Below are 23,554 nucleotides of genomic sequence, written 5' to 3'. Positions count from 1 at the left end.
TGCCTGCTTCACTCGCTCGGGTTACGCAAGCGGGAAGGCGCGGTACACAGGGTGACAGGCCCCTTCCGGTCCCGGGGCCGCACACTGGAGAGAGGCAGGAGCGCACCGCCGTGGACTGGTTCACCGACCCCGGGTACTGGGTGAGCCGGCTGGTCTTCCAGCGGGCTCTGGCCGGCGTGTACCTCGTCGCGTTCCTGACGGCGGCGCTGCAGTTCCGGGCCCTGCTGGGCGAGCGCGGGATGCTGCCGATCCCGAGGTACGTCGCCCGCGTCCCCTTCCGGCGGGCGCCGAGCCTGTTCCAGCTGCGCTACTCGGACCGTTTCTTCGCGGGCTGCGCCTGGGCGGGCTGCGCGGTGTCGGCGGCGCTGCTCGCGGGCGCGGACGCCGACGTGCCGCTGTGGGCCGGGATGGTGCTGTGGCTGATCCCCTGGGCGCTGTACCTCTCGATCGTCAACGTCGGCCAGACCTGGTACGCGTTCGGCTGGGAGTCCCTGCTCCTGGAGACCGGCTTCCTGGCCGTCTTCCTGGGCAACGACGAGGTGGCCCCGCCGGTCGTCGTGCTCTTCCTGCTGCGCTGGATCCTGTTCCGGGTGGAGTTCGGGGCGGGGCTGATCAAGATGCGCGGGGACGCCTGCTGGCGGAAGCTGACGTGCCTGCACTACCACCACGAGACCCAGCCGATGCCGGGGCCGCTGAGCTGGTTCTTCCACCACCTGCCGGGGCCGGTGCACAAGGCGGAGGTGGCCGCGAACCACCTCACCCAGCTCGTCGTCCCCTTCCTGCTGTTCACCCCCCAGCCGATCGCGACGGCGGCCGCGGCCCTGATGATCCTCACCCAGCTGTGGCTGGTGGTCTCGGGCAACTTCTCCTGGCTGAACTGGATCACCATCGTGCTGGCCCTGTCCGCCCTCCGGCTGCCCACGGACCGCACCACCGCGCCGCCCACCCCGCTCTGGTACGAGGTGGTGGTCCTCGCCGTGGCCGCGCTGCTCGTCTTCCTGAGCTACCACCCGGTGGTGAACATGGTCTCCCGCCGCCAGGTCATGAACCGCTCCTTCGACCCGCTCCACCTGGTCAACACCTACGGCGCGTTCGGCAGCGTCAGCCGGATCCGCTACGAGGTGGTGGTCGAGGGCACGCTGGACAGCACCCCGCGCGAGGAGTCGGAGTGGCGGGAGTACGAGTTCAGGGGCAAGCCGGGCGATCCCCGGCACTGGCCGCGCCAGTTCGCGCCCTACCACCTCCGCCTGGACTGGCTGATGTGGTTCGCCGCCCTCTCCCCCGCGTACGCCGGGGACTGGTTCGGCGGTCTGGTGGAGCGCCTCCTGGAGAACGACCGCGACACGCTGCGGCTGCTGCGCCGCTCCCCCTTCCCGCCCGGCCGGCCCCCGCGCTTCGTCCGCGCCCGCCTCTTCCGCTACCGCTACACGAGCTGGCGGGAGCTGCGGGAGACGGGCGCGTGCTGGGAGCGGACCTACGTACGCGAGTTCCTGCCGCCGACCCGGCTGGCGGGGGCGGCTCAGAGGCCGTAGACGCGGGCGGCGGTGGTCTCGAAGACGGCGGTGCGGTCGGCGGGGGCGATCAACTGCGTGGCCGCGTCGAAGACCTCGCCGTAGGTCCCGGCCAGGACGCACACCGGCCAGTCCGAGCCGAACATCAGGCGGTCCGGGCCGAAGGCGTCCAGGACCGTCTCGGCGTACGGACGCAGGTCGTCGACGGTCCAGGAGGCGGGGTCGGCCTCCGTGACCATGCCGGAGAGCTTGCAGACGGTGTTGGGCAGGGCGGCGAGGGCGCGGACGGCGGTGGCCCAGGGTTCGAGGGCGCCGGACGCGATGGGGGGCTTGCCCAGGTGGTCGAGGACGAAGGTGAGGTCGGGGTGGGACTCGGCGGCCCCGGTGGCTGCCGGGAGCTGGTGGGCCCGGACGACGAGGTCGTAGACGAGGCCCGCGTCCGCGAGCGCGGTCAGGCCCCGGCCGACATCCGGGCGCAGCAGCCACTGCGGGTCGGGTTCGCCCTGGACCTGGTGGCGGATGCCCTTCAGGTGGGAGCCGCCGGGGAGTGCGCGCAGGCGGGCGAGTTCCTCGGCGACGTCCGGGCGGGTCAGGTCGGTCCAGCCGACGACTCCGGCGATCAGGTCGTGGGCGGCGGCGAGGGCGAGGAACTCCGGGGTCTCCTCGGGGACGGTGACCGTCTGGACGAGCACCGTGCGGGTGACCCCGGCCGCCGCCGCCTCGGGCCGGAGGTCCTCGACGGTGAAGTTCCTTCTGAGCGGCCGGAGTCCGGGCCCGGTGAGCCAGTCCTGGTCCCGTACCGAGAGGTCCCAGACGTGGTGGTGGGCGTCGATCGTCACGGCAGCTCCCACACCACGGGCAGACCGGCCTGCGAGCCCGCCTCGGAGTAGTCGTGGACGACGTCGAGCAGCTCGGCCATCCGGGCCTGCCAGGCCACGTTGACCGGGAGTTTCTCCAGCTCGGCGAGGAGGCGGCCGTAGTCGGCGCACTCCAGGACGTGGAAGAGGTCGGTGCCGCTGCGCCAGATGGTCCAGGAGGTGGCTCCGGCGGCGCGGATGGCGTCGGTGAGTTCGGTGGGGACCTCGCGGTGGGCGGCCTCGTAGGCGGCCACGCGGTCCGCGCGGACCCTGGTGTGCAACGCGACCCTCATGAGGGGTCCTCCGCGGGTACGGGGGCGTCGGCGGGCAGCAGGCCGCCGGCGTGCAGCTCCTGCCAGAAGGCGGCGGGGACGTGCGTGGCGAACTGCTCCGCGCCGTCCGCGATCTCGGCCGCCGAGCGGGCCCCGACCAGGACGCTCGCCACGGCCGGGTGGGCCGCGCAGAAGGCGAGCGCGGCGGCGCGCAGTGTGGTCCCGTGCTCTTCCGCGAGCGCCTTGAGGCGCAGGGCGCGGGACAGCAGTTCGTCGGGGACCTGGGCGTAGTCGTAGGTGGCGTCGGGTTTCGGGTCGGCCAGCAGACCGGAGTTGAAGGCCCCGCCGATCACCACCGAGGTGCCGCGTTCCGCGGCGGCCGGGAGCAGGTCGGTGAGGGCGCTCTGGTCGAGGAGGGTGTAGCGGCCCGCGCACAGCACCACGTCGACGTCGGTGTCGCGGACGAACCGGGTGAGCATGGCCGTCTGGTTCATGCCGGCGCCGATCGCGCCCACGATCCCCTCGGCGCGGAGCTTCTCCAGGGCCGGGTAGCCCTCGCGGAAGGCCTGTTCGGCGTGGTCGTCCGGGTCGTGCAGGTAGACGACGTCGACCCGGTCGAGGCCGAGCCGCTCCAGGCTGCTCTCCAGGGTGCGGCGGATGCCGTCGGCGGTGAAGTCCCAGACCCGGCGCAGCGTGTCGGGCACGGCGAAGCCGTGGGCGAGGTCGTCGCCGTCGCCGGGCCCCGGCTCCAGCCGGCGGCCGACCTTGGTGGAGAGGGTGTACGCGTCCCGGTCGTAGGGCCGCAGTGCCTCGCCCAGCCGCCGTTCCGACAGCCCCAGGCCGTAGTGCGGGGCGGTGTCGAAGTAGCGGATGCCCTGCTGCCAGGCGGTGGTGACGGTGTCGTGGGCCTGCTGGTCGGGGAGTTCGGTGTACAGGTTGCCGATCACGGCGGCGCCGAGGCCCAGCGGGGTGACCGGGACGCCGCTGCGGCCGAGGGCGTTCACTGGCCCACCGGCCGCAGCCTGAGGCCCTGCATGCCGCCGTCGACGGCGAGGGAGGTGCCGGTGGTGGCGCCGGAGAGGGGGCTCGCCAGGTAGGCGATGGCACCGGCGACCTCGGCGGCGGAGACCAGGCGCCCGGCGGGCTGGCGGGCCTCCAGGGCGGCGCGCTCGGCGGCCGGGTCGGGGGCCCTGCCCAGCAGGCGGCCGATCCATGGGGTGTCCGCCGTACCGGGGTTGACGCAGTTGACGCGGACGCCCTCGCGGAGGTGGTCGGCGGCCATGGCCAGGGTGAGGGAGTACACGGCGCCCTTGGTGGCGCTGTACAGGGCGCGTTGCGGCAGGCCCGCGGTGGCGGCGATGGAGCAGGTGTTGACGATCGCCGCGTGCGCGGAGCGGCGCAGGTGCGGGAGGGCGGCGCGGGCGGCGCGGACCATGCCGAGGACGTTGACGTCGAAGACGCGGCGCCACTCGTCGTCGTCGTTGTCCTCGACCGTGCCCTGGGCGCCGATGCCGGCGTTGTTGACGAGGACGTCGAGGCCGCCCAGCGCCGCCACGGCGCTGTCCACGGCCGTCCGCACGGAGGCGTCGTCGGTGACGTCGGCCTGGAAGCCGAGCAGCGGCTTCTCCACGGCGGACGGGTCGAGGTCGAGGACGGCGACCTGGGCGCCGCGCTCGGCGAGCAGCTCGGCGGTGGCCCGCCCGATCCCGGAGCCGCCGCCCGTGACCAGGGCCCTCAGGCCCTCGAAGTCGGTCATGCCGCCTGTCCTTTCTGCGTTTCGGGGTCGGCGGCCCAGAAGGTGCCGCCGGGATAGGTGTACTCCGCGACGGACTCCGGTCGCATGGCGGCGGAGAAGCCCGGCGCGGTGGGTGCCGTGTAATGACCTTCGCGGATCACCACCGGGTCGAGGAAGTGGCCGTGCAGATGGTCGACGTACTCGATGACCCGGTCCTCGGTGGTGCCGGAGACGGCCAGGTAGTCGAACATCGAGAGGTGCTGGACGAGTTCGCAGAGCCCGACCCCGCCCGCGTGCGGGCAGACCGGGACGCCGAACTTGGCGGCCAGGAGCAGGATGGCGAGGTTCTCGTTGACGCCGGCGACCCGGGCCGCGTCGATCTGGACGAAGTCCAGGGCGCCGGCCTGGAGCAGCTGCTTGAAGACGATCCGGTTCTGGACGTGTTCGCCGGTGGCGACCTTCACCGGGGCGACCGCCCGGCGGATCGCCGCGTGGCCGAGGATGTCGTCGGGGCTGGTGGGCTCCTCGATCCAGTACGGGTCGAACTCGGCGAGGGCCTTGGTCCAGCGGATCGCCTCGTCGACGTTCCAGCGCTGGTTGGCGTCGATGGCCATGCGGATGTCCGGGCCGACGACCCGGCGGGCGACCCGGCACCGCCGGATGTCGTCCGCCAGGTCGGCACCGACCTTCAGCTTGATCTGCCGGAAGCCGTCGGCGACCGCCTGGGCGGCGAGCCGGGTGAGCTTCTCGTCGTCGTAGCCGAGCCAGCCCGCGGAGGTGGTGTAGGCGGGGAAGCCGCGCTCCAGCAGCCGGGCCCGGCGCTCCCCGGCGCCCTCGCGGCCCCGGCGCAGGATGGCCAGGGCCTCCTCGGGGGTGAGGGCGTCGGTGAGGTAGCGGAAGTCGATCTGGCGGACGATCCACTCGGGTTCGGCGTCGGCGAGCAGCTGCCACAGGGGCTTTCCGGCGCGGCGGGCGGCGAGGTCCCAGACGGCGTTGATCACTGCGCCGATCGCCATGTGCATCACGCCCTTCTCGGGGCCGAGCCAGCGCAGCTGGCTGTCGCCGATCAGGGCCTGGAAGAGGGATCCGGGGTCGTCGCAGATCTCGTCGACCGGGCGGCCGAGCACATGGCCGCGCAGCGCGTCGATCGCGGCGACCTGGACGTCGTTGCCCCGCCCGATGGTGAAGGTGAACCCGTGCCCCTCGTGCCCGTCGGCGGCGTCGGTGCGCAGCACCACATAGGCCGCCGAGTAGTCGGGGTCCGGGTTCATCGCGTCGGAGCCGTCCAGCTCGCGCGAGGTGGGGAAGCGGATGTCGTAGGTGTCGACCGCGGTCACGCGGGCCGGGCTCGGGGACACGGATTGCCTTTCCGTCAGGAGGGGTCGATACGCGGGCCGGTCAGTCCTGGGCCCGTCCCGTGGTGACACGGGCGATCATGAGGGCGACGAGGATGATGCCGCCGTAGATGGCCTGAATCCAGAACGACGGGACCTGCGCCAGGGTGAGCAGGTTCTGCACGACACCCAGCAGGAGCACGCCGGTCAGGGCGCCGAACATGGTGCCTTTCCCGCCGTCCAGGCTGATGCCGCCGATCACCGCCGCCGCGAACACCGTGAAGATCATGTTGTTGCCCTGGTTGGCGCTGATCGCGCCCACGTACCCGGTCTGCATGATCCCGCCGACCGAGGCGAGGACACCGGCCACCACGAAGACCCCGAGCATCACCCGGTCGACGCGGATACCGGCGGCGCGGGCCGCGTCGGCGTTGCCGCCGATGGCGTACAGGGCGCGGCCGACCCGGTGGTACTTCAGGACGAGCCCGGTGACCGCGAAGGCGACCGCGGCCAGCCACACCGACATGGGGACGTTGAGGAACGTGGTGGTGGCCAGGGTGAAGAAGCTGTCGGGCATCCCGAACAGGGTCTTGCCCTTGGTCGCGCCGACCAGGACACCGCGCAGCACGATCAGCATCGCCAGCGTCACGATGAACGCGTTGAGCTTGAACTTGACGACCAGGATGCCGTTGAAGGCGCCGACCGCCGCGCCGACGACCAGGATCGCCACCATGGCGAGGGCGGCGGGGAACTCGGTGCCCCAGCCGGACTCGGCCGACGGCAGGACGAGGAGGGCGCCGACGGCGGGGGCGATGCCGACGACCGACTCCAGGGAGAGGTCGAACTTGCCGGTGATCAGGACCAGTGACTCGGCGAGCACCACCATCGCGAGGGCGGCGGAGGCGCCGAGGATGGAGATCAGGTTGCGCTCGGTGAGGAACGAGTCGTTGACCACCGCGCCGAGCACCATCAGCAGCAACAGGGCGGGGACGAGCGCGAGCTCACGGGCCCGGCGCAGAAGGACCGTGCGGGCCGTGCGCGGGTCCGGGGAGCGCACCGGGGTGAGCGGCGGGGCCTTGGTCTCAGCCATGGTCCACTCCTTCGGGCATGGAGTCCACTCCTTCTATGGAGGCGATCAGCTCGTGGTCGTGCCAGCCGGCCGGGTGTTCGGCGACGATCCGGCCGTGGAAGAGGACGAGGACGCGGTCGCAGCGGCGCAGGTCGTCGAGTTCGTCGGAGACGACCAGCACGGCGGTGCCGTCCTCACGGGCGCCGTCCACGCGGGCCAGCAGGGACTCCTTGGACTTGACGTCGACGCCCGCGGTGGGGTTGACCAGGACGAGCAGCCGGGGGTCGGAGGCGAGGGCGCGGGCCATGACCACCTTCTGCGCGTTGCCGCCGGACAGGTCGGAGACGGGCTGGTCGGGGCCCTCGGCGTGGATGTCGAGGCGCTCGATCAGGCCGGTGGCGAAGCCCCGTTTGCGGTCGGTGCCGACGAACCCGCCGCGGCCGAGCCGGTCGAGGACGGACATGGTGGCGTTGTCGCCGATGCTCATGCCGGCCACGAGTCCCTGGTCGTGCCGGTCGCGGGGCACGAAGCCGACGCCGGCCCTGAGCGCGGCCCGCACATCGCCGAACGGCAGCTGTTTCGCCAGCAGTTGCGCGCTCCCGCCGGTCGGGGTGCGCAACCCCGCGATGGTCTCGGCGAGTTCGATCTTGCCGCTGCCGCTGGTGCCGGCCAGGCCGACGACCTCGCCGCTGCGGACGGTGAGATCGATACCGTCGTACGACTCCGACGTGAGCCCGCTGGTGCTGAGGACGACGGGCGCCTCGGCGGGCACCGCGTCCCGTGCCGGCTGCTCCTGCCCGGTCAGCGCCTCCCCCGCCATCGCCTCCACCAGGGCGGCCCTGGGCAGGTCGGCGACGGGGGCGGTGATGATCCAGCGGGCGTCGCGGAGCACGGTGACGGTCTGGCAGACCTCGTACACCTCCTGGAGGTGGTGCGAGATGAACAGGAAGGTCACGCCCGAGTCCTGCAGCGCCCGCATCCGGCTGAACAGCCGCTCGATCTCGCGGTTGTCGAGCTGGGCGGTCGGTTCGTCGAGGACGATGAACCGCGCGCCGAAGCTCAGCGCCCGGGCGATCTCGACCATTTGACGGTCCTCGACCTTGAGGTCGGCGGTGCGCGCCTCGGGGTCCACGCGGACGTCCCAGGTGTCGAGGAGCGCGGCCGCCTCGCCGCGCAGCCGGCGCCAGCTGATGAAGCCCCGGTGCAGGGGCTGCCGGTTGATGAAGAGGTTCTCGGCGACCGTCAGCTCCGGTACGACGGTCGGCTTCTGGTAGACGCAGGCCACCCTGCGACGCCAGGCGTCCCGGTCGGCGAGCGCGGGGGCGGGCTCGCCGTCGAAGCGGACCGTGCCCTCGTCCGGGGCCTGGAGGCCGGTGAGGACGTTGACCAGGGTGGACTTGCCGGCGCCGTTGCGGCCGACCAGGGCGTGGGACTCGCCCGGCAGCACGGTGAGCCGGCCGTCGGCGAGGGCGACGGTGGGGCCGTACCGCTTGACGATGTCCCGGGCCTCGACGAGTGGCGTGATCATTTGACGGTGTTGCCCCACAGCTTCGGGTCGTCCACGTTGTCCTTGGTGACCAGCGGCGCCGGAAGCTGGTCCTCCAGGATCCCGCTCGGCAGCTTGACGATCGTGGAGTCGTGGTCGGTCGGACCCGGCTTGAACGTCTTCCCGTCCATCGCCGCCTTGATGTAGTACATGCCGTACTTGGCGTAGGCGTCGGCGGGCTGGGAGACGGTCGCGTCGATCTGGCCCTTGCGGATGGCGTCGAACTCCTGCGGGATGCCGTCGTTGGAGACGATCACTATGTGCCCGCTCTGCCCGGCCGTCTTGAGCATGCCCTTGGACTTCAGGGTCTGCAGGGTCGGCGCCAGGTAGACGCCGCCGGCCTGCATGTAGATGCCCTTGATGTCGGGGTTGGCGTTAAGCAGGGTGCCCAGCTGGGAGGCGGCCGTGTCGGACTCCCACTTGGCGGGGATCTCCAGGACCTTGAGCTTCGGGTACTTCTTCTTCACGCAGGAGCGGAACGCCTCGGAGCGGTCCCGGCCGTTGACCGAGGCCAGGTCGCCCATGATCTGCACGACCTTGCCGCTGGTGACGTGCCGGCCCAGGTAGTCGCAGGCCTTGGTGCCGTAGGCGACGTTGTCGGCGCGCACCACCATGGCGACCTTGCCCTTGTCGGGCGCCACGTCCACGGCGACCACCGGCACGCCCTTGCGCTCGGCCTGGTCCAGGCCCGCCTCGATGGCCGCGCTGTCCAGCGGGGCCACGACCAGGCCCTTGACGCCCTGGTTGAGCTCGTTGTTGATGTCGGTGATCTGCTGCGAGGGGTCGCTGTTGGAGTTGACCGTCTTCAGGGCGTCCACGCCCTCGGACTTCGCCATCTTGGGCACGTAGTCGTTGTACGACTGCCAGAACGGCGAGGTCAGCAGGGGCAGGACCACCCCGACCTTGCCGGTGCCGCCGCCACCGGCGCTGCCGCTGCCGGTGTCCTTGGTGCTGCCGCAGGCGGCGAGCGCGAGCGAGGCGCCGACGGCCACGGCCGTCGCGCCGATGATCCGGGACCTGTTCCGCTTCCTCAGTGTTCTGCCGGGCATCTGGGCAGCTCCTCATCGAGCGTGTTCGAGCAGATGCCCGCATACTTATCAGACCACTCGGCCCTTTCAACACCCCGCAGACGCGAATTTCCCGCCTGTTGGGCCATAGTGGTCGGACCACCTCGCTGGTTAGACTTCGGCGCACCGGCGACAGGAGGAGCGGTGTGGACGAGACGGCGCCACAGAAGGGCACGGTGACGCAGCGCGCCATCGAGCGGATCAAGGCGATGATCGCGGAAGGCCGCCTGGAGCCGGGTCAGCGGCTGCCGACCGAACGGGATCTCGCCGCCCAGCTGGGCATGTCCCGCAGTTCCATGCGCGAGGCGATCCGCGCGCTGACGGTCCTGGGCGTGCTCGAGGCCCGGCACGGCTCGGGCATCTACGTCACCCAGCTGGAGGCGGGTGACCTGCTGGAGACGTTCGGTGTGGTCGCCGACCTGTCCCGCGGGCCGCGGCTGGTGGAGCTGCTGGAGGTGCGGCGGGTGCTGGAGTCGACGGCGACGGCGCTGGCCGCCGCGCGGATCACGGCCGATCAGCTGGCGGAGGTGGAGAAGCACCTCGCGGCGATGAACGCGACGGACGATCCCGAGGAGATCCTCGCGCACGACCTCGCGTTCCACCGGGTGATCGCGGGGGCCGCGGGGAACGACACGATGGCCGCGATCCTGGAGGGGCTGTCGTCGCGGACGTTCCGGGCGCGGGTGTGGCGGGGGTACGAGGAGGAGGGGGCGTTCGATCGGACGCGGCGGGAACATGCGGCGATTCACCGTGCCCTCGTCGCCCGGGATCCGGAGGCGGCGAGGGCTGCGGCGGCTGCGCATGTGGGGGAGGTGGAGGAGTGGTTGCGGGCGCAGCTCGGCACCTAGTGCGGTGTCGCGGCTGCGGGTGCGTGGGGGCTGAGCGCGCAGTTCCTCCCCCGGCCTTCGGCCGGGGGTGCCCCCGGCGCCCCTGACGGGGCGCTGTGGCTCAGGCCCTCGTGAAGCGCAGTGTCGTCAGTTCGAAAGGGCGCAGGCGCAGGGGCACGCCGTTCTCCTCAAGAGCTGGTGCGGCTACGTCGGTCAGGGGGCGTTCCAGCAGGTCCGTGACCATGACCCCACGGGTCTCGAAGTTCGCCGTCAGCGTCGCCCTGGCACGGCCCCCGTGCGCCTCGTGGAAGCGGACCACCACGTCTCCGCTGCCGTCGTCCGCCAGTTTCACCGCTGTGATCACCACCGCGTCGTTGTCGACCGTGACCAGGGGAGCCACCTCCCGCCCGCCCGTCACCCGGCGCTCCGGCAGGTTGATCCGCCAGCCCTCCCGGACCGCGTCCGCGATGCCCGCGCCCGGTACCAGGGCGTGCCGGAAGTGGTGGATGCCCTGGTCGGTCTCGGGGTCGGGGAAGCGGGGGGCGCGCAGGAGGGAGACACGGACCGTGGTCGTCGTCCCCCTGTCGCCGTCGGTGCGGACGCTGCGGGTGACGTCGTGGCCGTAGGTCGAGTCGTTGACGACCGCCACGCCCCAGCCCGGTTCGTCCAGGTGGGTGAAGCGGTGGTTGCAGGCCTCGAACTTCGCCGCCTCCCATGAGGTGTTGGTGTGGGTCGGGCGGTGGAAGTGACCGAACTGGGTCTCGGACGCGTACCGTTCGGCGTGCACGTCCAGGGGGAAGGCCAGCTTCAGGAACTTCTCCGTCTCGTGCCAGTCGACCTCCGTGTCGATCAGCAGCCGGCGCTCCCCCGGTGCCAGCGACAGCACCTGGGTGACCCGGGACGAGCCGAAGGACCGCACGATCCGCACTCCCTCCTCGCCGGCCGTCAGCTCGTCGGTCTGCGTGAGGTCCGTGACCGCGTTGCGGTAGAAGGCGTCGACGTCCCAGGCGTCCCACATGTTCGGGAAGTCCGGGTGGAGTTGGAGGAGATTGGCGGCCGCGCCCGGGGCGACGGTCTCGCGGTCGGCGTCGAGGTCGTAGGCGGAGACGACGAGGCCGCGGGCGTCGATCTCGATCCGCAGCAGGCCGTTGGCGAGGACGTGTCCGCCCTCGGGCCGGTCCGACACGGTCACCTCGCCGGACGGCTGCTCCTGCGCCGCGCCCCCGGCGGGGACGCCGCCCCGGCCGTGCGGCGCCGCGTTGAACAGCAGCGGCCGGTCGCCCTCCCCCGCAAGGGCCCGCTGGGCCGCGTCGACGATCCGGGCGAGCTCGGTCGCGATCCGCTCGTAGGTCGCCCTCGCCTCCCGGTGCACCCAGGCGATCGACGACCCCGGCAGGATGTCGTGGAACTGGTGGAGCAGGACCGTCTTCCAGATGCGGTCCAGCTCCTCGTAGGGGTAGGGGAAGCCGGTGCGTACGGCCGCCGTCGCCGCCCACAGTTCGGCCTCGCGCAGGAGGTGCTCGCTGCGCCGGTTGCCCTGCTTGGTCTTCGCCTGGCTGGTGAGGGTGGCACGGTGCAGTTCCAGGTAGAGCTCGCCCACCCAGACGGGCGGGTCCGGGTATTCGGCCTCGGCCTTGTCGAAGAACTGCTCCGGGGTCTCCCAGACGACCGCCGCCGAGCCCTCCAGGTCCCGGACCCGGGCCGCCTTGGCGACCATCTCGCGGGTGGTGCCGCCGCCCCCGTCGCCCCACCCGGTGGGTGCGAGGGAGTGCCGGGCCCGCCCCTTGTCCTTGAAGTTGCGGGACGCGTGGGCGAGTTCGCTCCCCTTCATGGAGCAGTTGTAGGTGTCGACGGGCGGGAAGTGGGTGAAGATCCGGGTGCCGTCGATGCCCTCCCACTGGAAGGTGTGGTGCGGGAACTTGTTCGTCTGGGACCAGGAGATCTTCTGGGTGAGCAGCCGGGTCGAGCCCGCCGCCCTGATGATCTGCGGGAGTCCGGCGGCGAAACCGAAGGTGTCGGGCAGCCACGCCTCGTCGTTCTCGATGCCGAACTCCTCGAGGAAGAACCTCTTGCCGTGCACGAACTGACGGGCCATCGCCTCCGAGCCCGGCATGTTGGTGTCCGACTCCACCCACATCCCGCCGGCCGGTACGAACCGCCCCTCGGCGACCGCCTTCTTCACCCGCGCCCACACCTCGGGCCGGTGTTCCTTCACCCAGGCCCACTGCTGGGCCTGGGACATGGCGAACACGAAGTCGGGCTCGTCCTCGATGAGGGCGGTCATGTTGGCCGTCGTACGGGCCACCTTCCGGACCGTCTCGCGCAGCGGCCACAGCCACGCCGAGTCGATGTGCGCATGCCCTACCGCGCTGATCCGGTGTGCGGAGGGGGCGGCGGGGGTGGAGAGGACGTCGGCGAGGCGGGCACGGGCCTGGGCGGCCGTGCCGTTCACGTCCTGGAGGTCGACCGCGTCCAGGGCCCGTTCGACCGCGCGCAGGATCTCGTGGCGGCGCTGTGCGTCGGCCGGCAGCTCGGCCATCAGCTCGCCGAGCACCTCCAGGTCGATCACGAGCTGCCACACGGTCTCGTCGAAGACGGCGAGGTCCATCCGGGTGAGCGTGTACTGCGGTTCCCGCCCGGCGGTCTCCTTGTCGCCGAGCCAGGTGGGCCGGAACGGGTGGTAGTCGAGGATGACGGGGTTGGAGGCGGCCTCGATGTGCAGCCGGACCTGTTCGCCGCCCTCGGCGGGGGCGCCGACGCGGACCCACTGGTTACGCGGGTTGAGGCCCTTCACCGGGCTGCCGTCGGGACGGTAGACCAGGCCCTCGCACTGGAAGCCGGGCATGTTCTCGTCGAAGCCGAGGTCGAGGAGGGCCTCCACGGTCCGTCCGGCCCACTCCTCGGGAACGGTTCCGGTCACCCGGAACCAGCTGGTGCCCCACGGGGCACCCCACCGGGCGCCCACCTCGATCGGCTCGGGCTCGGCCGCGAGCCCCTCGTCTACCGGCACGGGCTCGCCGGGCGCGTGCCACACCGCGACGTCGAGCGGCACGGACTCGGGGTACACGGCGGGGCGGATGCGCTCGTCGAGGACGCGCCTCAGGCGGGCTTCGACCAGGCTGCGGTCGTCATGCATGTGGGGTGCTCCGTTGGTTGGTGACGGTTACCAGGTGTGCGTGACGGTCACGGGGTCCGACGAGGTGTACAGCTCCCCTACGGCACGCACTTCGAACCGCGCCGTCGTCTCTCCCTGCTCCGGCTGGAGGCCGGTCAGGAAGTAGGCCCGCTGGCCGGTGGCGCCGAGGAAGCGCCGGGTGCCGTCGGGGAGGAGGCGGTGCAGGGTGTAGTGGCGCACGGCGGAGGGTGCCGCGCCCCAGGCGAGGCGCAGGTTTCCGCCGTCGGCCGCCGTGACCCGCGGGTCGGCGGGAGCGGCCGGGTTGCCCGCCTCCTCCCGTACGGCGATCGCGCCGAGCCGCCACCGGACCGGCCCGTCGCTCGCCGTGAGACGGACGCCGAGGGCGTGCACCGTGCCGGCGAGGCCGGTGAGCGGGACGGTCGCGGTCGACCAGCCGGCTGCGGCGGCAACGGGCAGACAGGTGTACGGCGGTGCCGTGCCGGCGCTGCCCGGTTCGGCGGTGGCGACGGCCAGTTCGGCGTCCACGTTCCCGGCGTCGGTCCGGTACGTCAGCTCGACGACCGTCCGGTCGGTGATCGGGAGCCGGGTCGCGTAGAGTTCGAGGACCACGGGCTGGTCCAGGGCGCCGTCCACCAGCACGCTGCTGCCGCCCCGCCAGGCGTCCGCGAAGTCGAAGGTCACGGCCGGCCTGGTGCCGGCCGTCCGTACCGCCCAGCGCCGGGACGGGAGCCGGTCCTGGAGGCCGAGGTGGTTCCAGGGCGTGTCCGAGGTGACCTCGCCGTCCTCGTACCAGCGCAGCCCGTGCCCGGTGTTGAAGGCGCTCGCGAACGGCACCGCCGACACCGTCGAACGGTCGGCCACCGACACGGCCGGTGCCCGCCACGGGTCCGTGCCGTCGGGCCGGGACGGGTCCAGTGACCGCCCGGTCCAGAACCGGTCGTCGGCGGCGTGGAAGTCGCCGGGGGTGCGAGTCGCGGGCAGGTGGTTGCGGGTCCACTCGGGCCGGTAGAAGCCGATGGACGTGAGGTGTGCGGAGCCGCCGGGCACCATCGCGTCCCAGTCCACGGAGGTGTCCGAGCCGTTGGACTCCACGTCGACCCCGGCCCACAGCTCGTAGCGGCTGCGGCCGAGCTGGACCGCCTTCGTGCCCGAGGAGGCGAGGGTCGAGGCGCTCCACCGGAAGTCGACGAACATGTCGTCGGCCGCCTGGAAGAAGGCCTGGTTCTGGCTGTTCAGCGCGCCCTGCCAGCTGACGGTGCCGTTGACGGTCATCGCGTCGTACCAGGTGACCCGCTGTCCCCGGGCCGCCGCGAGGGACTTGAGCTCGGTGACGAAGCCGAGCACGGCGGCGCCGAGGGCGGTGTTGCCGCCGCCGGTCTCGGCGTTCACGAACCAGCCGTCGAAGCCGTAGGCGGCGGCCAGGGCGACGAGCTGGGCGGCGAGCGGGTGGTGCCCGGTGGCGTCCGTCTGGACCAGGTCGCGGGTCCACTGGAGCCGGCCGCCGTAGGCGGTGGGCGGCAGGAAGATGTTGCCGAGGACGGGGACGCCGTGCCGGTGGGCGGCGTCGACGATCGGTGCGTTCGGGGCGAGGATCAGCCCTTCTCCGGCCGAGCCGCCCCAGAAGACCAGTTCGTCGAGGTACGCCCAGTGGGTGAGGGCGTAGTAGTCGGCGGTGGCCGAGCCCTGGGAGAGCTCAGAAACGGCACACAGGGGTTCGTTAACTCGAACGTGTGATGGTCGGCCCACTGGCTTGCAGCGGCGGAGGGACAACGAGGTAGCGTAATCATGCGACCTGGGACGCCGGGTGCGGCGCCAGCGTGCGGGGCCCCTGCTCCACCAGCGAGATGGTTCAGGGCCTCCCCGTCGCCTCTGGCCGCACACACAGGCCAGGTCGTGAGGGACTCCGCCCTTCCGGGGCCGGACCACGGACGGGATCCGTGACGCCGCCCGGTTGCGCAAGCGGACGACCAGTGCGCCCAAGGCCGTTCGGGGCGTGCCGGTGCGCGGATTCAATGCGCTCACCGCCCAGGAACGGTGGGGAGTACCTGGTCGGGAGTAACGACCTCAGTGATGCCGCGCGCGGCAAGGTGTTCCTTGTCGGCGGCGTACGCGTCCAGCACTGTGGTGGGGCGCGCGCCGTCGGCGACCAACCGGAACCACGCGTCGAAGACGGGTCCGCCGGGCGCGCTCCGGGAGCGCAGCGCCGGGTCGGCGGGCACGACGAGCGCCGTGCCGCGGGTCCGCGCCGCCGCGGGCTCGGCCGCCGCGAGGACGTGGGCGATGTCCTTGGGCTTGCGGTCGTTGGTCAGCAGGCCGAGCCCGTATTCGAGTTCGGGGAAGTCGGCGAGGCTCCGGCTGACGTCGTGGGAGCACCACCAGGTGACGCCCCACAGGTCGGGGCAGTCGAGGACGGCGGTGATCGTCGCCTCGGCAAAGGCGGCCGCGTGCTCGGCGGGGATCAGCGGCGCGGGCGCGCCCACTTCCTGGAGCCAGACGGGCCGGTGCGCGTCCTCGGCCCAGGCCTTGCTCAACTCGACGAGGTAGGCGGCGTGCTGCTCGGTCTGCACGGCGGCGCGGCCGTGCCGCTGGGCGGTGCCGTCGAAGACCCACGAGTGCACGGCGGTGACCGCCCCGAGGCGGGCCGAGTGGGCGGGGGTGAAGGGCTGGTCGTCCTGGTACCAGGCGGCGTCGTAGGAGGCGTGCAGGTGCAGTCCCCCGGGGGCGCCCTCGGCGCAGGCGGCCAGCAGCCTGACGAGCCACTGTTCCGCGTCCGCTGCGCCGATCCGGTCGGGATCGGGGTGCGGGCCGGCGGCGAACTGGTTGACCTCGTTGCCGATGGTCATCCCGATGAAGTTGGGCCGGTCCGCGAGGGCCGCGGCGAGGGTGCGCAGGTAGGCCGCCTCGCCCTCGACGACGTGCGGGTCGGTGAAGAGGTTGCGCCGGTGCCAGGTACGGGTCCAGGCGGGCAGGAAGTCGAAACTGCTCAGGTGTCCCTGGAGGCCGTCGACGTTGACGTCCAAGCCGCGCTCGGCCGCCGCGTCCGCGAGGGCGACGAGCTGCTCGACGGCGCGCGGCCGGATCAGCGAGCGGTTGGGCTGGAAGTAGGGCCACAGCGGGAAGACCCGGATGTGGTCGAGGCCCAGCGCGGCGATCGAGTCGAGGTCGGCGCGTACCGAGTCCAGGTCGAAGTCGAGCCAGTGGTGGAACCACCCTTCGCTGGGGGTGTAGTTGACGCCGAGACGCACGGCAGGAGGCATGTGTGTTCCTTGCTGGCGGTGGACGGGGTTCAGCCTTTGACGGCTCCCTCGCCGACGCCCCGGAAGAAGTACCTCTGGAGGCAGGCGAACAGGGCGATGAGCGGGGCCACGGCGATCACGGTGCCGGCGGCGACGAGGCGTTCGTCGTTGGCGAAGGTGCCGTGCAGATAGTTGAGGCCGATCGTGAGCGTGAACCTGGAGGGGTCGCTGAGCACGATGAGGGGCCACAGGAAGTCGTCCCAGGCGCCCATGAAGGCGAAGATCGCGACGACGGCGACGGTGCCCCGGACCGACGGCAGGGCGATCCGCAGGAACCGCTGCCAGACGTTCGCGCCGTCGACGTAGGCCGCCTCCTCGATCTCGTACGGCAGGTTGAGGAAGGCGTTGCGCATCAGCAGCACGTTCATGGCGCCGATCGAGCCCGGCAGGGCGACACCGATCAGGGTGTTGTTGAGGCCGAGTTCGCGCATGGTGGTGAACTGGGCGATGATGATGCCCTCCACCGGGACGAGCATCGCGAGGACGAAGACCAGGGTGGCGATGCGGCGGCCGCGGTAGCGCAGCCGGGCCAGGGCGTACCCGGCGAGTGCCGAGCCGACGCAGTTGGTGACCACGCTCGCGCTCGCGACCTTCAGGGAGTTGAGGGCGTAGTCCCAGACGGGGATGGTGTCGGCGACCCGCCGGTAGTTGTGCAGGGTGGGGTGTGCCGGCAGGAAGCTGGGCGGAGAGCCGAAGATGTCCTCGGTGGGGCCCTTGAGCGAGGTGGACAGCTGCCACAGGAACGGTCCCACGGTGATGGCCAGGACGAACAGCAGCAGGGTGTAGCGCAGGACCAGTTCGCCGATCCGGATGCGGCGGCCGTGTTCGTCGGTGACGCGCGTCTCCTTCGCCGGGGGCAGGGTCCGCACGGGTTCCTCGGTGACGGTCATGTCCGCTCCCTTCGGTCGGCGCGCAGCACGAGGAGCATCAGCGCCACCGTCACCACGAAGACGACGACGGAGAGCGCCGAGGCGTAGCCGACCCGGCCGGTCAGTCCGGTGCCGGTCCGCTGGACGAGCATCACCAGGGTGGTGTCCTCGCCGGCCGGGCCGCCGTCCGGGCCTGCCAGCAGGTAGACCTCGGAGAACGTCTTGAAGGCGGCGACCGAGGACAGGGCGGCGACCAGCACCATGGTGGAGCGGACGGCGGGCACGGTGACGGTGAGGAAGCGGCGGACCGCCCCGGCGCCGTCCACGGCGGCGGCCTCGTGCAGCTCGCGGGGCACGTCGGCGAGCGCCGCAAGGTAGATGATCATGTAGTAGCCGAGCCCCTTCCAGACCGTGACCGCCATCGCGCTCAGCAGGAGCAGCCACTGGTCGCTGAGGAAGCCGACCCGGCCGATCCCGACGGTCTCCAGCAGGGAGTTGACCAGGCCCCGTTCGTCGAGCAGCCACACCCAGATGAGCCCGACCACGACGACCGAGGCGACGACCGGGGTGTAGAAGGCGGACCGGAAGAAGGTGATGCCGGGGATGTTCTTCTGCACCAGCAGGGCGAGCAGCAGCGGCAGGACGACGAGGGCGGGGACCACCCCGACGATGTACAGGGTGCTGTTGCGCAGGCCGGTCCAGAACATGTCGTCATGGATCAGTTCACGGAAGTTGGCGAGCCCGACGAAGTGCCCCGGGATCAGGGTGCGGCGGTCCGTGAAGGAGTTGACCACCGTCGAGACGAACGGGTAGAGCACGAAGGCGCCGACGACCAGCAGCCCGGGGGCGGCGAACAGCCAGGGGCTGGTGGGCAGTTGGCGCCGCACGCGAGTCACGCCGGCCATCGGGTCGTCAGCCTTCCTGCTGGAGCAGGCGGTCGCAGGCCTTGACAGCGTTGTCGAGGGCCGACTTGGGGTTCTCCTTGCCCTGCAGCGTCTTGGCGACCTCGTTGCGCAGGGCGGTCTTCATCTGGTCACTGAACAGCACCGGTGTGTAGTTGACAGCGTTCTTCAGCGACTTGGCGGCGGCGATGCGCACCCGGGTCTCGTCGGTGCCGTCCTCCTTGGTGAAGTACGGGTCGTCGAGGGAGCCGGCGGTGCTGGGGAAGATGGCGACCTTCTTGGCGAAGGACATCTGGTTCTGTGCGTCGGTCACGAAGTGCGCGAAGGCGACGGCGGCCGCCGTGTGCCTGGTCCGGGAGTTGACCATCACGCCCATCACGTACATGTTGACGTGGCCGGTGCTGGTGATCTGGTCGGTGATGCCGATGTTCTTGTACAGGCTCGGCGCCTGCTTCTTGAAGTTGTCGAGGTCGAGGGCGCTGCCGGGGTTCATGGCGACGGCCCCGGTGAGGAACTTCTTGCCGGTGGACTCGGGGGTCGCGGTCAGCGCCTGCGGGTCGAGCGCCTTGGCGTCGTAGAGCTCCTTGTACTTGGTGAGCAGTTCGATGCCCTTGGCGTCGTTGAAGGCGAACCCGGTGCCCGCCTTGTTCATCAGCTGCGAGCCGTACCGCCCGAAGTCCTCGATCGTCGGCACGTTGGCGAGGGTGGCGACCTTGCCGCCGCTGTGCTGCGCCATCTTCAGCGCGTCGGCGAAGAGTTCGTCGTACGTCCTCGGCGGCTGCTCCGGGTCGAGCCCGGCCTGCTTGAACAGGGTCTTGTTGTAGAACAGCGGCCCGGTGTTCAGGTACCAGGGGAAGGCGTACGTCCCGCTCGTCCCCGGTATCCGGTGGCTGGCCCAGGCGCCTGCCAGGTATTCGGGCTTGTACGTGGCCGCCGCCTTGTCGAGGTCGAGGGCGAGGCCCGCCTTGGCGAGCGGGGCGACCAGGTCCGGGGAGACGTTGACGACGTCGGGCAGGGTGCCGCCGGCCGCGTCCGCGCTGATCTTGTCGGCGTAGCCCTCGGCCGGCTGGTCGATCCACTTCACGTGGGTGCCCGGGTACTTCTTCTCGAAGTCCGCGACCAGGCCGTCGAAGTACGACTTGAAGTTCGCGCGCAGGTTCCAGGTCTGGAAGGTGATGTCGCCCTCGACCTTGCCCGAGGCGTCGGTGGAACCGCCGTCGTCTCCCCCGGAACCGCAGGCGCTCAGCGGCAGGGCGAGGACGGCGGCGGTGGCGAGGGCGAAGGCTCTGCGGGAGATGCGCATGGTCCGTTGCTCCTTTGCAGCGGGGTCGGCCGGAGGTGCCGGGCCAGACCTTGCACGCCGTTTTGGCACCGCGTCAATGGAGTCGGCCCAGCTAAAGACATTAGTGACTCAAACCCCCTGCTCAGAAAGGTGTTGTGAACGTATTGCCACGGATCACTAATGCGCTTTAGGGTGCGGTGACTCAAGCGCATTAGCAGATCACGGTCCCGATCCGAATGGGGAAGTGAGTTGGCGGAGAAACGCATCCCCGCGCGGCGGCCGACGATGAAGGACGTCGCGCGCCGCGCCGGGGTCTCCGAGAGCGCGGTCTCCTTCGCGCTCAACGGCCGCCCCGGGGTCTCCGAGACGACCAGGGCCCGGGTCCGGCGGGTCGCCGAGCAGCTCGGCTGGCGTCCCAGCACGGCCGCCCGCGCCCTGTCCGGCGAGGGCGCCGCCACCGTCGGCTTCGTCCTGGCCCGCCCCGCGCACTCGCTGGGCGTGGACTCCTTCTTCCTCCAGCTGGTCTCGGGCATCCAGGAGGTGCTCGCCGAACGCCATCTCGGTCTGCTCTTCCAGATGGCGGAGGACGTGGCCGACGAGTGCGCGGTCTACCGCCGCTGGTGGGCGGAGCACCGCGTCGACGGCGTCCTGGTGGTGGACCCGCGGGCCGACGACCCCCGCCCCGACCTGCTCGACGAACTGGGCCTGCCCGCCGTGGTGATCGGCGGCGCCCCCGACGAACGCCACCCCGGTCTGTCGACGGTCTGGGCGGACGACGCGGCCGCGATGGCGTCCGTGGTCGACGAGTTGACCCGGCTGGGCCACCGGCGCATCGTCCACATCGCCGGCCTGCCCGGCCTCGCGCACACCCAGCGCCGGATCCGCACCCTGCGCGCCGAGGCCGGCCGGCGGGGCCTGGGCGAGGTCCACTCGGTCACCACCGACTACTCCGACGCCGAGGGCGCGGCCGTCACCCGCCGGGTCCTGCGCACGGCCCCGCCCCCAACGGCCCTGATCTACGACAACGACGTGATGGCGGTGGCCGGGGTCGCGGCGGCGGCCGAACTCGGCTACGCGGTACCGGACGACGTCTCCGTCGTCTCCTGGGAGGACTCGGCCCTGTGCCGCATGGTCAAGCCCTGGCTCTCCGCCCTCTCCCGCGACAGCACGGAGTTCGGCCGCACGGCGGCCCGCGAGCTGACCGCCCTGCTGGACGGCGGCGCGGCCCGGGCGGTACGGGTGCCGGTGCCCCGGCTGACGGTACGGGGCAGCACGGCGGCGGCCGCTCACCACGATGAGCCGTCTGTCTGAGGACTGTTACGGGGGAAACCAGTGGACGAGGATGCGCGCACGACGGTCCCGGTCGAGATCGACGGCCGGACGATCCTGATGTCGGTGGCTCCCGGCGAGGGCACGCCGGTACCCGCCCCGGGCGAGGAGCAGGAGATCGGCTGGCGCCGCCCCAGCCTCGACCCGGTCCTCGACGGCCGCACGGCGGTGGCCCGCGCGATGGGCACGCGGCTCCGGGAGACGGGAGCGTCGAAGGCGACGGTCGAATTCGGGTGCGACGTCTCCTTCGACACCGGACAGTTCCTGGCGGTCGTGGGCAGGGCGTCGTCCAGGTCCGCGCATGCCCGGCGCTCGGCACCTCGTGCGCGCGGCCGGTGAGCTCCTGCGGTGGCGCTCATCACGTGACGTCGCCAGGCGGACCCTGAGATCCGTGCTCGGCGCTTCGAAGGACCCAGTGGTCGGATGACCGGCAAGGAGAGCGCTGATGACGTCGGCCGTCCCGCGGCGGGCCCGGTTGCGATGAACAGGAGCCGGGAGTCTCGACGTGGAGCCCACGGCCGGGCAGAGTGCCCTTTCGTACCGACGAGTAAGCCGCAGGCACGCACCCCGAGGAGCGCCCGTGACCGACTGGGCCGGCCGGACCGCCGCCGAGATCGCCGCCGCCGTACGCGAGAAGCGGGCCACTCCCCGGGAGGTGGTCGCCGGGCATCTGGAGCGGATCGCCCGGCTCGACAGGCGGATCGGTGCGTTCCGCAAGGTCCGGGCGGAGGCGGCGGAGGCGGAGGCGGACGAGGTCGCGGCCCGTGCCGATCTCGGCGAACTCCCCCTGGCCGGGGTGCCGGTCGCGGTGAAGGACAACCTGGCGGTGCGCGGGGAGGCGCACCTGGACGGTTCGGCCGCGACGCCGGACACCCCCGCCGACGCGGACCATGTCACCGTGGCGCGGCTGCGGGCGGCGGGGGCGGTGGTCATCGGGCTGACCAACGTGCCCGAACTGTGCGTCTTCGGCACCACCGAGGGGCCGCACGGCATCACCCGCAACCCGTGGGACACCGGGCGCAGCGCGGGCGGCTCCTCGGGCGGCAGCGCGGCCGCGGTCGCCGCCGGGCTGGCGCCGATCGCCCTCGGCAACGACGGCATGGGCTCGCTGCGGATCCCCGCGGCCAACTGCGGCCTGGTCACCATCAAGCCGGGCTTCGGGGTGGTGCCGGCCGGGATCGGCAACGGCGACTGGTTCGGCATGTCGGAGAACGGGCCGCTGGCGACCACCGTGGCGGACGCCCGGCTGATGCTGTCGGTACTGGCGGAGAAGGAGTTCGAGGGCGCCGGGCAGCGCACGCCGCGGAAGATCGCCGTCTCGCTGCGCAGTCCGTTGGCCGGCGTGACCGTCAGCAAGCCGTATACGAACGCGGTGACGGAGGCGGCCGGGCTGCTGGCGGGCACCGGACACCGGGTGCGGCGCGCCGAACCGCCCTATCCGGCGTCGATCGGTGTCACCGCGATCCGGCACTGGACCGCCGGGACGGCCGTGGACGCGGCCGGCCTGGACCCAGCGCTGCTGGCCCGGCGGACCCGGGTGCACGCGGCCCTCGGGCGCCGCTTCGTGCGCGGGGTGCAGGTGGGCGACGCCCGCGGGCGGCTGCGCGCCCGGCTCGCCCCGTTCTTCGCCGAGCACGACGTGCTGCTCACCCCGGCCCTCGCCCGCCACGCCCCGAAGGCGGGCCCCTGGCACGAGCGGGGCTGGCTGCGCAACGCCCTGGCCGGGTCCAGCCACTCCCCCCTGACCCCGGCCTGGAACCTCACCGGCTGGCCGGCGATGTCGGTCCCGTTCGGCACGCTGCCCTCGGGCGCCCCCTGCGCCGTACAGCTGGTGGGCCGGCCGGGGTCGGAGGCGGTCCTGCTAGAGGTCGCCGAGCAGCTGGAGACGCTGCGGCCGTGGCAGCGGACGGCGCCTGTCGGCTGAGTACGCACGTCGAGGCGCGCGATGCGCCGTCGTCCTGGGTGCCGCCGGCCGGGCCGGTCACCGTCACAGGGCGCGGTACATGATGTGCAGGCCGACCGGTCCGTGCTTCGGGTGGTCGAAGGCCTGCGGGACCGTGCCGAGGATGGTGAAGCCCAGGGAGGTCCACAGGGCCACGGCGGGGTTGGTCTCGACGACGGCGTTGAAGACCATCGCCCGGTAGCCGTGCGCCCGGGCCTCGGCGAGGACGTGCTCGGCGAGTGCGCGCCCGATGCCCCGGCCGCCCTGGTCGGGGTCGACCATGAAGCCGGCGTTGGCGACGCCCGCGGCGGGCCCCCCGTAGTTGGGGGTCAGGTAGGCGGAGCCGACGACGGCTCCGGTGGGGTCCTCGGCGACGTAGACACGCTTGGCCGGGCTCATCCACAGGGCGCGGGCCGCCTCCTCCGAGGTCTCGGGGTCCCATCCGTAGGTCTCGGCGGCGGCGACGATCCGGTGCCAGAAGGGCCAGATCTGCGGCCAGTCGGCCGCGGTGGCTTCTCTGATCAGCATGGGCGTGAGTCTCGCACGCCCATGCGCGTCGGCGATCGCGACGGGACCGACC

General features: G+C 71.9%; 20 protein-coding genes. 5 read left to right on the top strand and 15 right to left on the bottom strand.

The window, feature by feature from the left end:
- The first annotated feature begins 110 nt into the window (after positions 1-110).
- A complete protein-coding gene (locus tag JF597_RS31725; RefSeq protein WP_294003204.1) occupies positions 111-1,532 on the top strand; it encodes a lipase maturation factor family protein in 1,422 nt (473 codons plus the stop codon).
- On the opposite strand, the gene JF597_RS31720 is transcribed toward JF597_RS31725, so the two are convergent.
- Genes JF597_RS31720 through JF597_RS31685 form a run of 8 tightly spaced genes read right to left on the bottom strand, consistent with a single transcriptional unit; the run spans position 1,520 to position 9,373 of the window.
- Positions 1,520-2,350, bottom strand: coding sequence for an amidohydrolase family protein (locus JF597_RS31720; protein ID WP_294003202.1), 831 nt, complete (start codon positions 2,348-2,350; stop codon positions 1,520-1,522). The genes JF597_RS31725 and JF597_RS31720 overlap by 13 nt on opposite strands.
- Positions 2,347-2,661, bottom strand: a complete 315-nt coding sequence (locus JF597_RS31715) for an L-rhamnose mutarotase (RefSeq protein ID WP_294003200.1) — start codon at positions 2,659-2,661, stop codon at positions 2,347-2,349. The genes JF597_RS31720 and JF597_RS31715 overlap by 4 nt, the downstream gene beginning before the upstream one ends.
- Positions 2,658-3,644 carry an aldo/keto reductase gene (locus tag JF597_RS31710; RefSeq protein WP_294003198.1) on the bottom strand — a complete coding sequence of 329 codons (987 nt, stop codon included), beginning with the start codon at positions 3,642-3,644 and terminating at the stop codon, positions 2,658-2,660. Before JF597_RS31710 ends, JF597_RS31715 begins: the two co-directional genes overlap by 4 nt.
- A complete protein-coding gene (locus JF597_RS31705) occupies positions 3,641-4,396 on the bottom strand; it encodes an SDR family oxidoreductase (protein ID WP_294003196.1) in 756 nt (251 codons plus the stop codon). The genes JF597_RS31710 and JF597_RS31705 overlap by 4 nt, the downstream gene beginning before the upstream one ends.
- Entirely contained in the window at positions 4,393-5,733 is a 1,341-nt protein-coding gene (locus tag JF597_RS31700) for an enolase C-terminal domain-like protein (RefSeq protein WP_294003194.1), read from the bottom strand. The genes JF597_RS31705 and JF597_RS31700 overlap by 4 nt, the downstream gene beginning before the upstream one ends.
- Positions 5,734-5,773: 40 nt before the next feature.
- Positions 5,774-6,799 carry an ABC transporter permease gene (locus tag JF597_RS31695; protein WP_294003192.1) on the bottom strand — a complete coding sequence of 342 codons (1,026 nt, stop codon included), beginning with the start codon at positions 6,797-6,799 and terminating at the stop codon, positions 5,774-5,776.
- Positions 6,792-8,306: a sugar ABC transporter ATP-binding protein gene (locus JF597_RS31690; RefSeq protein WP_294003190.1), complete on the bottom strand. Its 1,515-nt coding sequence runs from the start codon at positions 8,304-8,306 to the stop codon at positions 6,792-6,794. The genes JF597_RS31695 and JF597_RS31690 overlap by 8 nt, the downstream gene beginning before the upstream one ends.
- The gene (locus tag JF597_RS31685; RefSeq protein ID WP_294003188.1) at positions 8,303-9,373 is read right to left on the bottom strand and encodes a sugar ABC transporter substrate-binding protein; all 1,071 of its coding nucleotides are present in this window, start codon (positions 9,371-9,373) and stop codon (positions 8,303-8,305) included. Before JF597_RS31685 ends, JF597_RS31690 begins: the two co-directional genes overlap by 4 nt.
- Positions 9,374-9,537: 164 nt before the next feature.
- Here JF597_RS31685 and JF597_RS31680 point away from each other — a divergent pair, with 164 nt between their 5' ends.
- Positions 9,538-10,239, top strand: a complete 702-nt coding sequence (locus JF597_RS31680; RefSeq protein ID WP_294003186.1) for a FadR/GntR family transcriptional regulator — start codon at positions 9,538-9,540, stop codon at positions 10,237-10,239.
- A gap of 100 nt (positions 10,240-10,339) precedes the next feature.
- Here JF597_RS31680 and JF597_RS31675 read toward each other — a convergent pair whose 3' ends face one another.
- The 6 genes from JF597_RS31675 to JF597_RS31650 form a co-directional block, all read right to left on the bottom strand.
- Positions 10,340-13,354, bottom strand: a complete 3,015-nt coding sequence (locus tag JF597_RS31675; protein ID WP_294003184.1) for a glycoside hydrolase family 38 C-terminal domain-containing protein — start codon at positions 13,352-13,354, stop codon at positions 10,340-10,342.
- A gap of 27 nt (positions 13,355-13,381) precedes the next feature.
- A complete protein-coding gene (locus JF597_RS31670) occupies positions 13,382-15,100 on the bottom strand; it encodes an endo-beta-N-acetylglucosaminidase (RefSeq protein WP_294003226.1) in 1,719 nt (572 codons plus the stop codon).
- A gap of 272 nt (positions 15,101-15,372) precedes the next feature.
- On the bottom strand, positions 15,373-16,611 hold the full coding sequence (locus JF597_RS31665) for a glycosyl hydrolase (RefSeq protein ID WP_294003182.1): 1,239 nt from the start codon (positions 16,609-16,611) through the stop codon (positions 15,373-15,375).
- 29 nt (positions 16,612-16,640) lie between these two features.
- Positions 16,641-17,540: a carbohydrate ABC transporter permease gene (locus tag JF597_RS31660; protein WP_294003180.1), complete on the bottom strand. Its 900-nt coding sequence runs from the start codon at positions 17,538-17,540 to the stop codon at positions 16,641-16,643.
- On the bottom strand, positions 17,537-18,424 hold the full coding sequence (locus JF597_RS31655) for a carbohydrate ABC transporter permease (RefSeq protein ID WP_294003178.1): 888 nt from the start codon (positions 18,422-18,424) through the stop codon (positions 17,537-17,539). Before JF597_RS31655 ends, JF597_RS31660 begins: the two co-directional genes overlap by 4 nt.
- Positions 18,425-18,431: 7 nt before the next feature.
- Positions 18,432-19,724, bottom strand: a complete 1,293-nt coding sequence (locus JF597_RS31650; protein WP_294003176.1) for an extracellular solute-binding protein — start codon at positions 19,722-19,724, stop codon at positions 18,432-18,434.
- Positions 19,725-19,988: 264 nt separating this feature from the next.
- Here JF597_RS31650 and JF597_RS31645 point away from each other — a divergent pair, with 264 nt between their 5' ends.
- The 3 genes from JF597_RS31645 (at position 19,989) to JF597_RS31635 (ending at position 22,956) form a co-directional block, all read left to right on the top strand.
- Positions 19,989-21,014, top strand: a complete 1,026-nt coding sequence (locus JF597_RS31645; RefSeq protein ID WP_294003225.1) for a LacI family DNA-binding transcriptional regulator — start codon at positions 19,989-19,991, stop codon at positions 21,012-21,014.
- A 21-nt stretch (positions 21,015-21,035) separates the two neighbouring features.
- Entirely contained in the window at positions 21,036-21,371 is a 336-nt protein-coding gene (locus tag JF597_RS31640) for a hypothetical protein (protein WP_294003174.1), read from the top strand.
- Positions 21,372-21,612: 241 nt separating this feature from the next.
- Positions 21,613-22,956 carry an amidase family protein gene (locus tag JF597_RS31635; RefSeq protein WP_294003172.1) on the top strand — a complete coding sequence of 448 codons (1,344 nt, stop codon included), beginning with the start codon at positions 21,613-21,615 and terminating at the stop codon, positions 22,954-22,956.
- A 63-nt stretch (positions 22,957-23,019) separates the two neighbouring features.
- Here JF597_RS31635 and JF597_RS31630 read toward each other — a convergent pair whose 3' ends face one another.
- Entirely contained in the window at positions 23,020-23,502 is a 483-nt protein-coding gene (locus JF597_RS31630) for a GNAT family N-acetyltransferase (protein ID WP_294003170.1), read from the bottom strand.
- Positions 23,503-23,554: the final 52 nt, after the last annotated feature.

This window comes from Streptomyces sp. (genome assembly GCF_019510245.1).
Taxonomy (GTDB): Bacteria; Actinomycetota; Actinomycetes; order Streptomycetales; family Streptomycetaceae; genus Streptomyces.
This window is presented reverse-complemented; position numbering and strand designations above follow the sequence as displayed.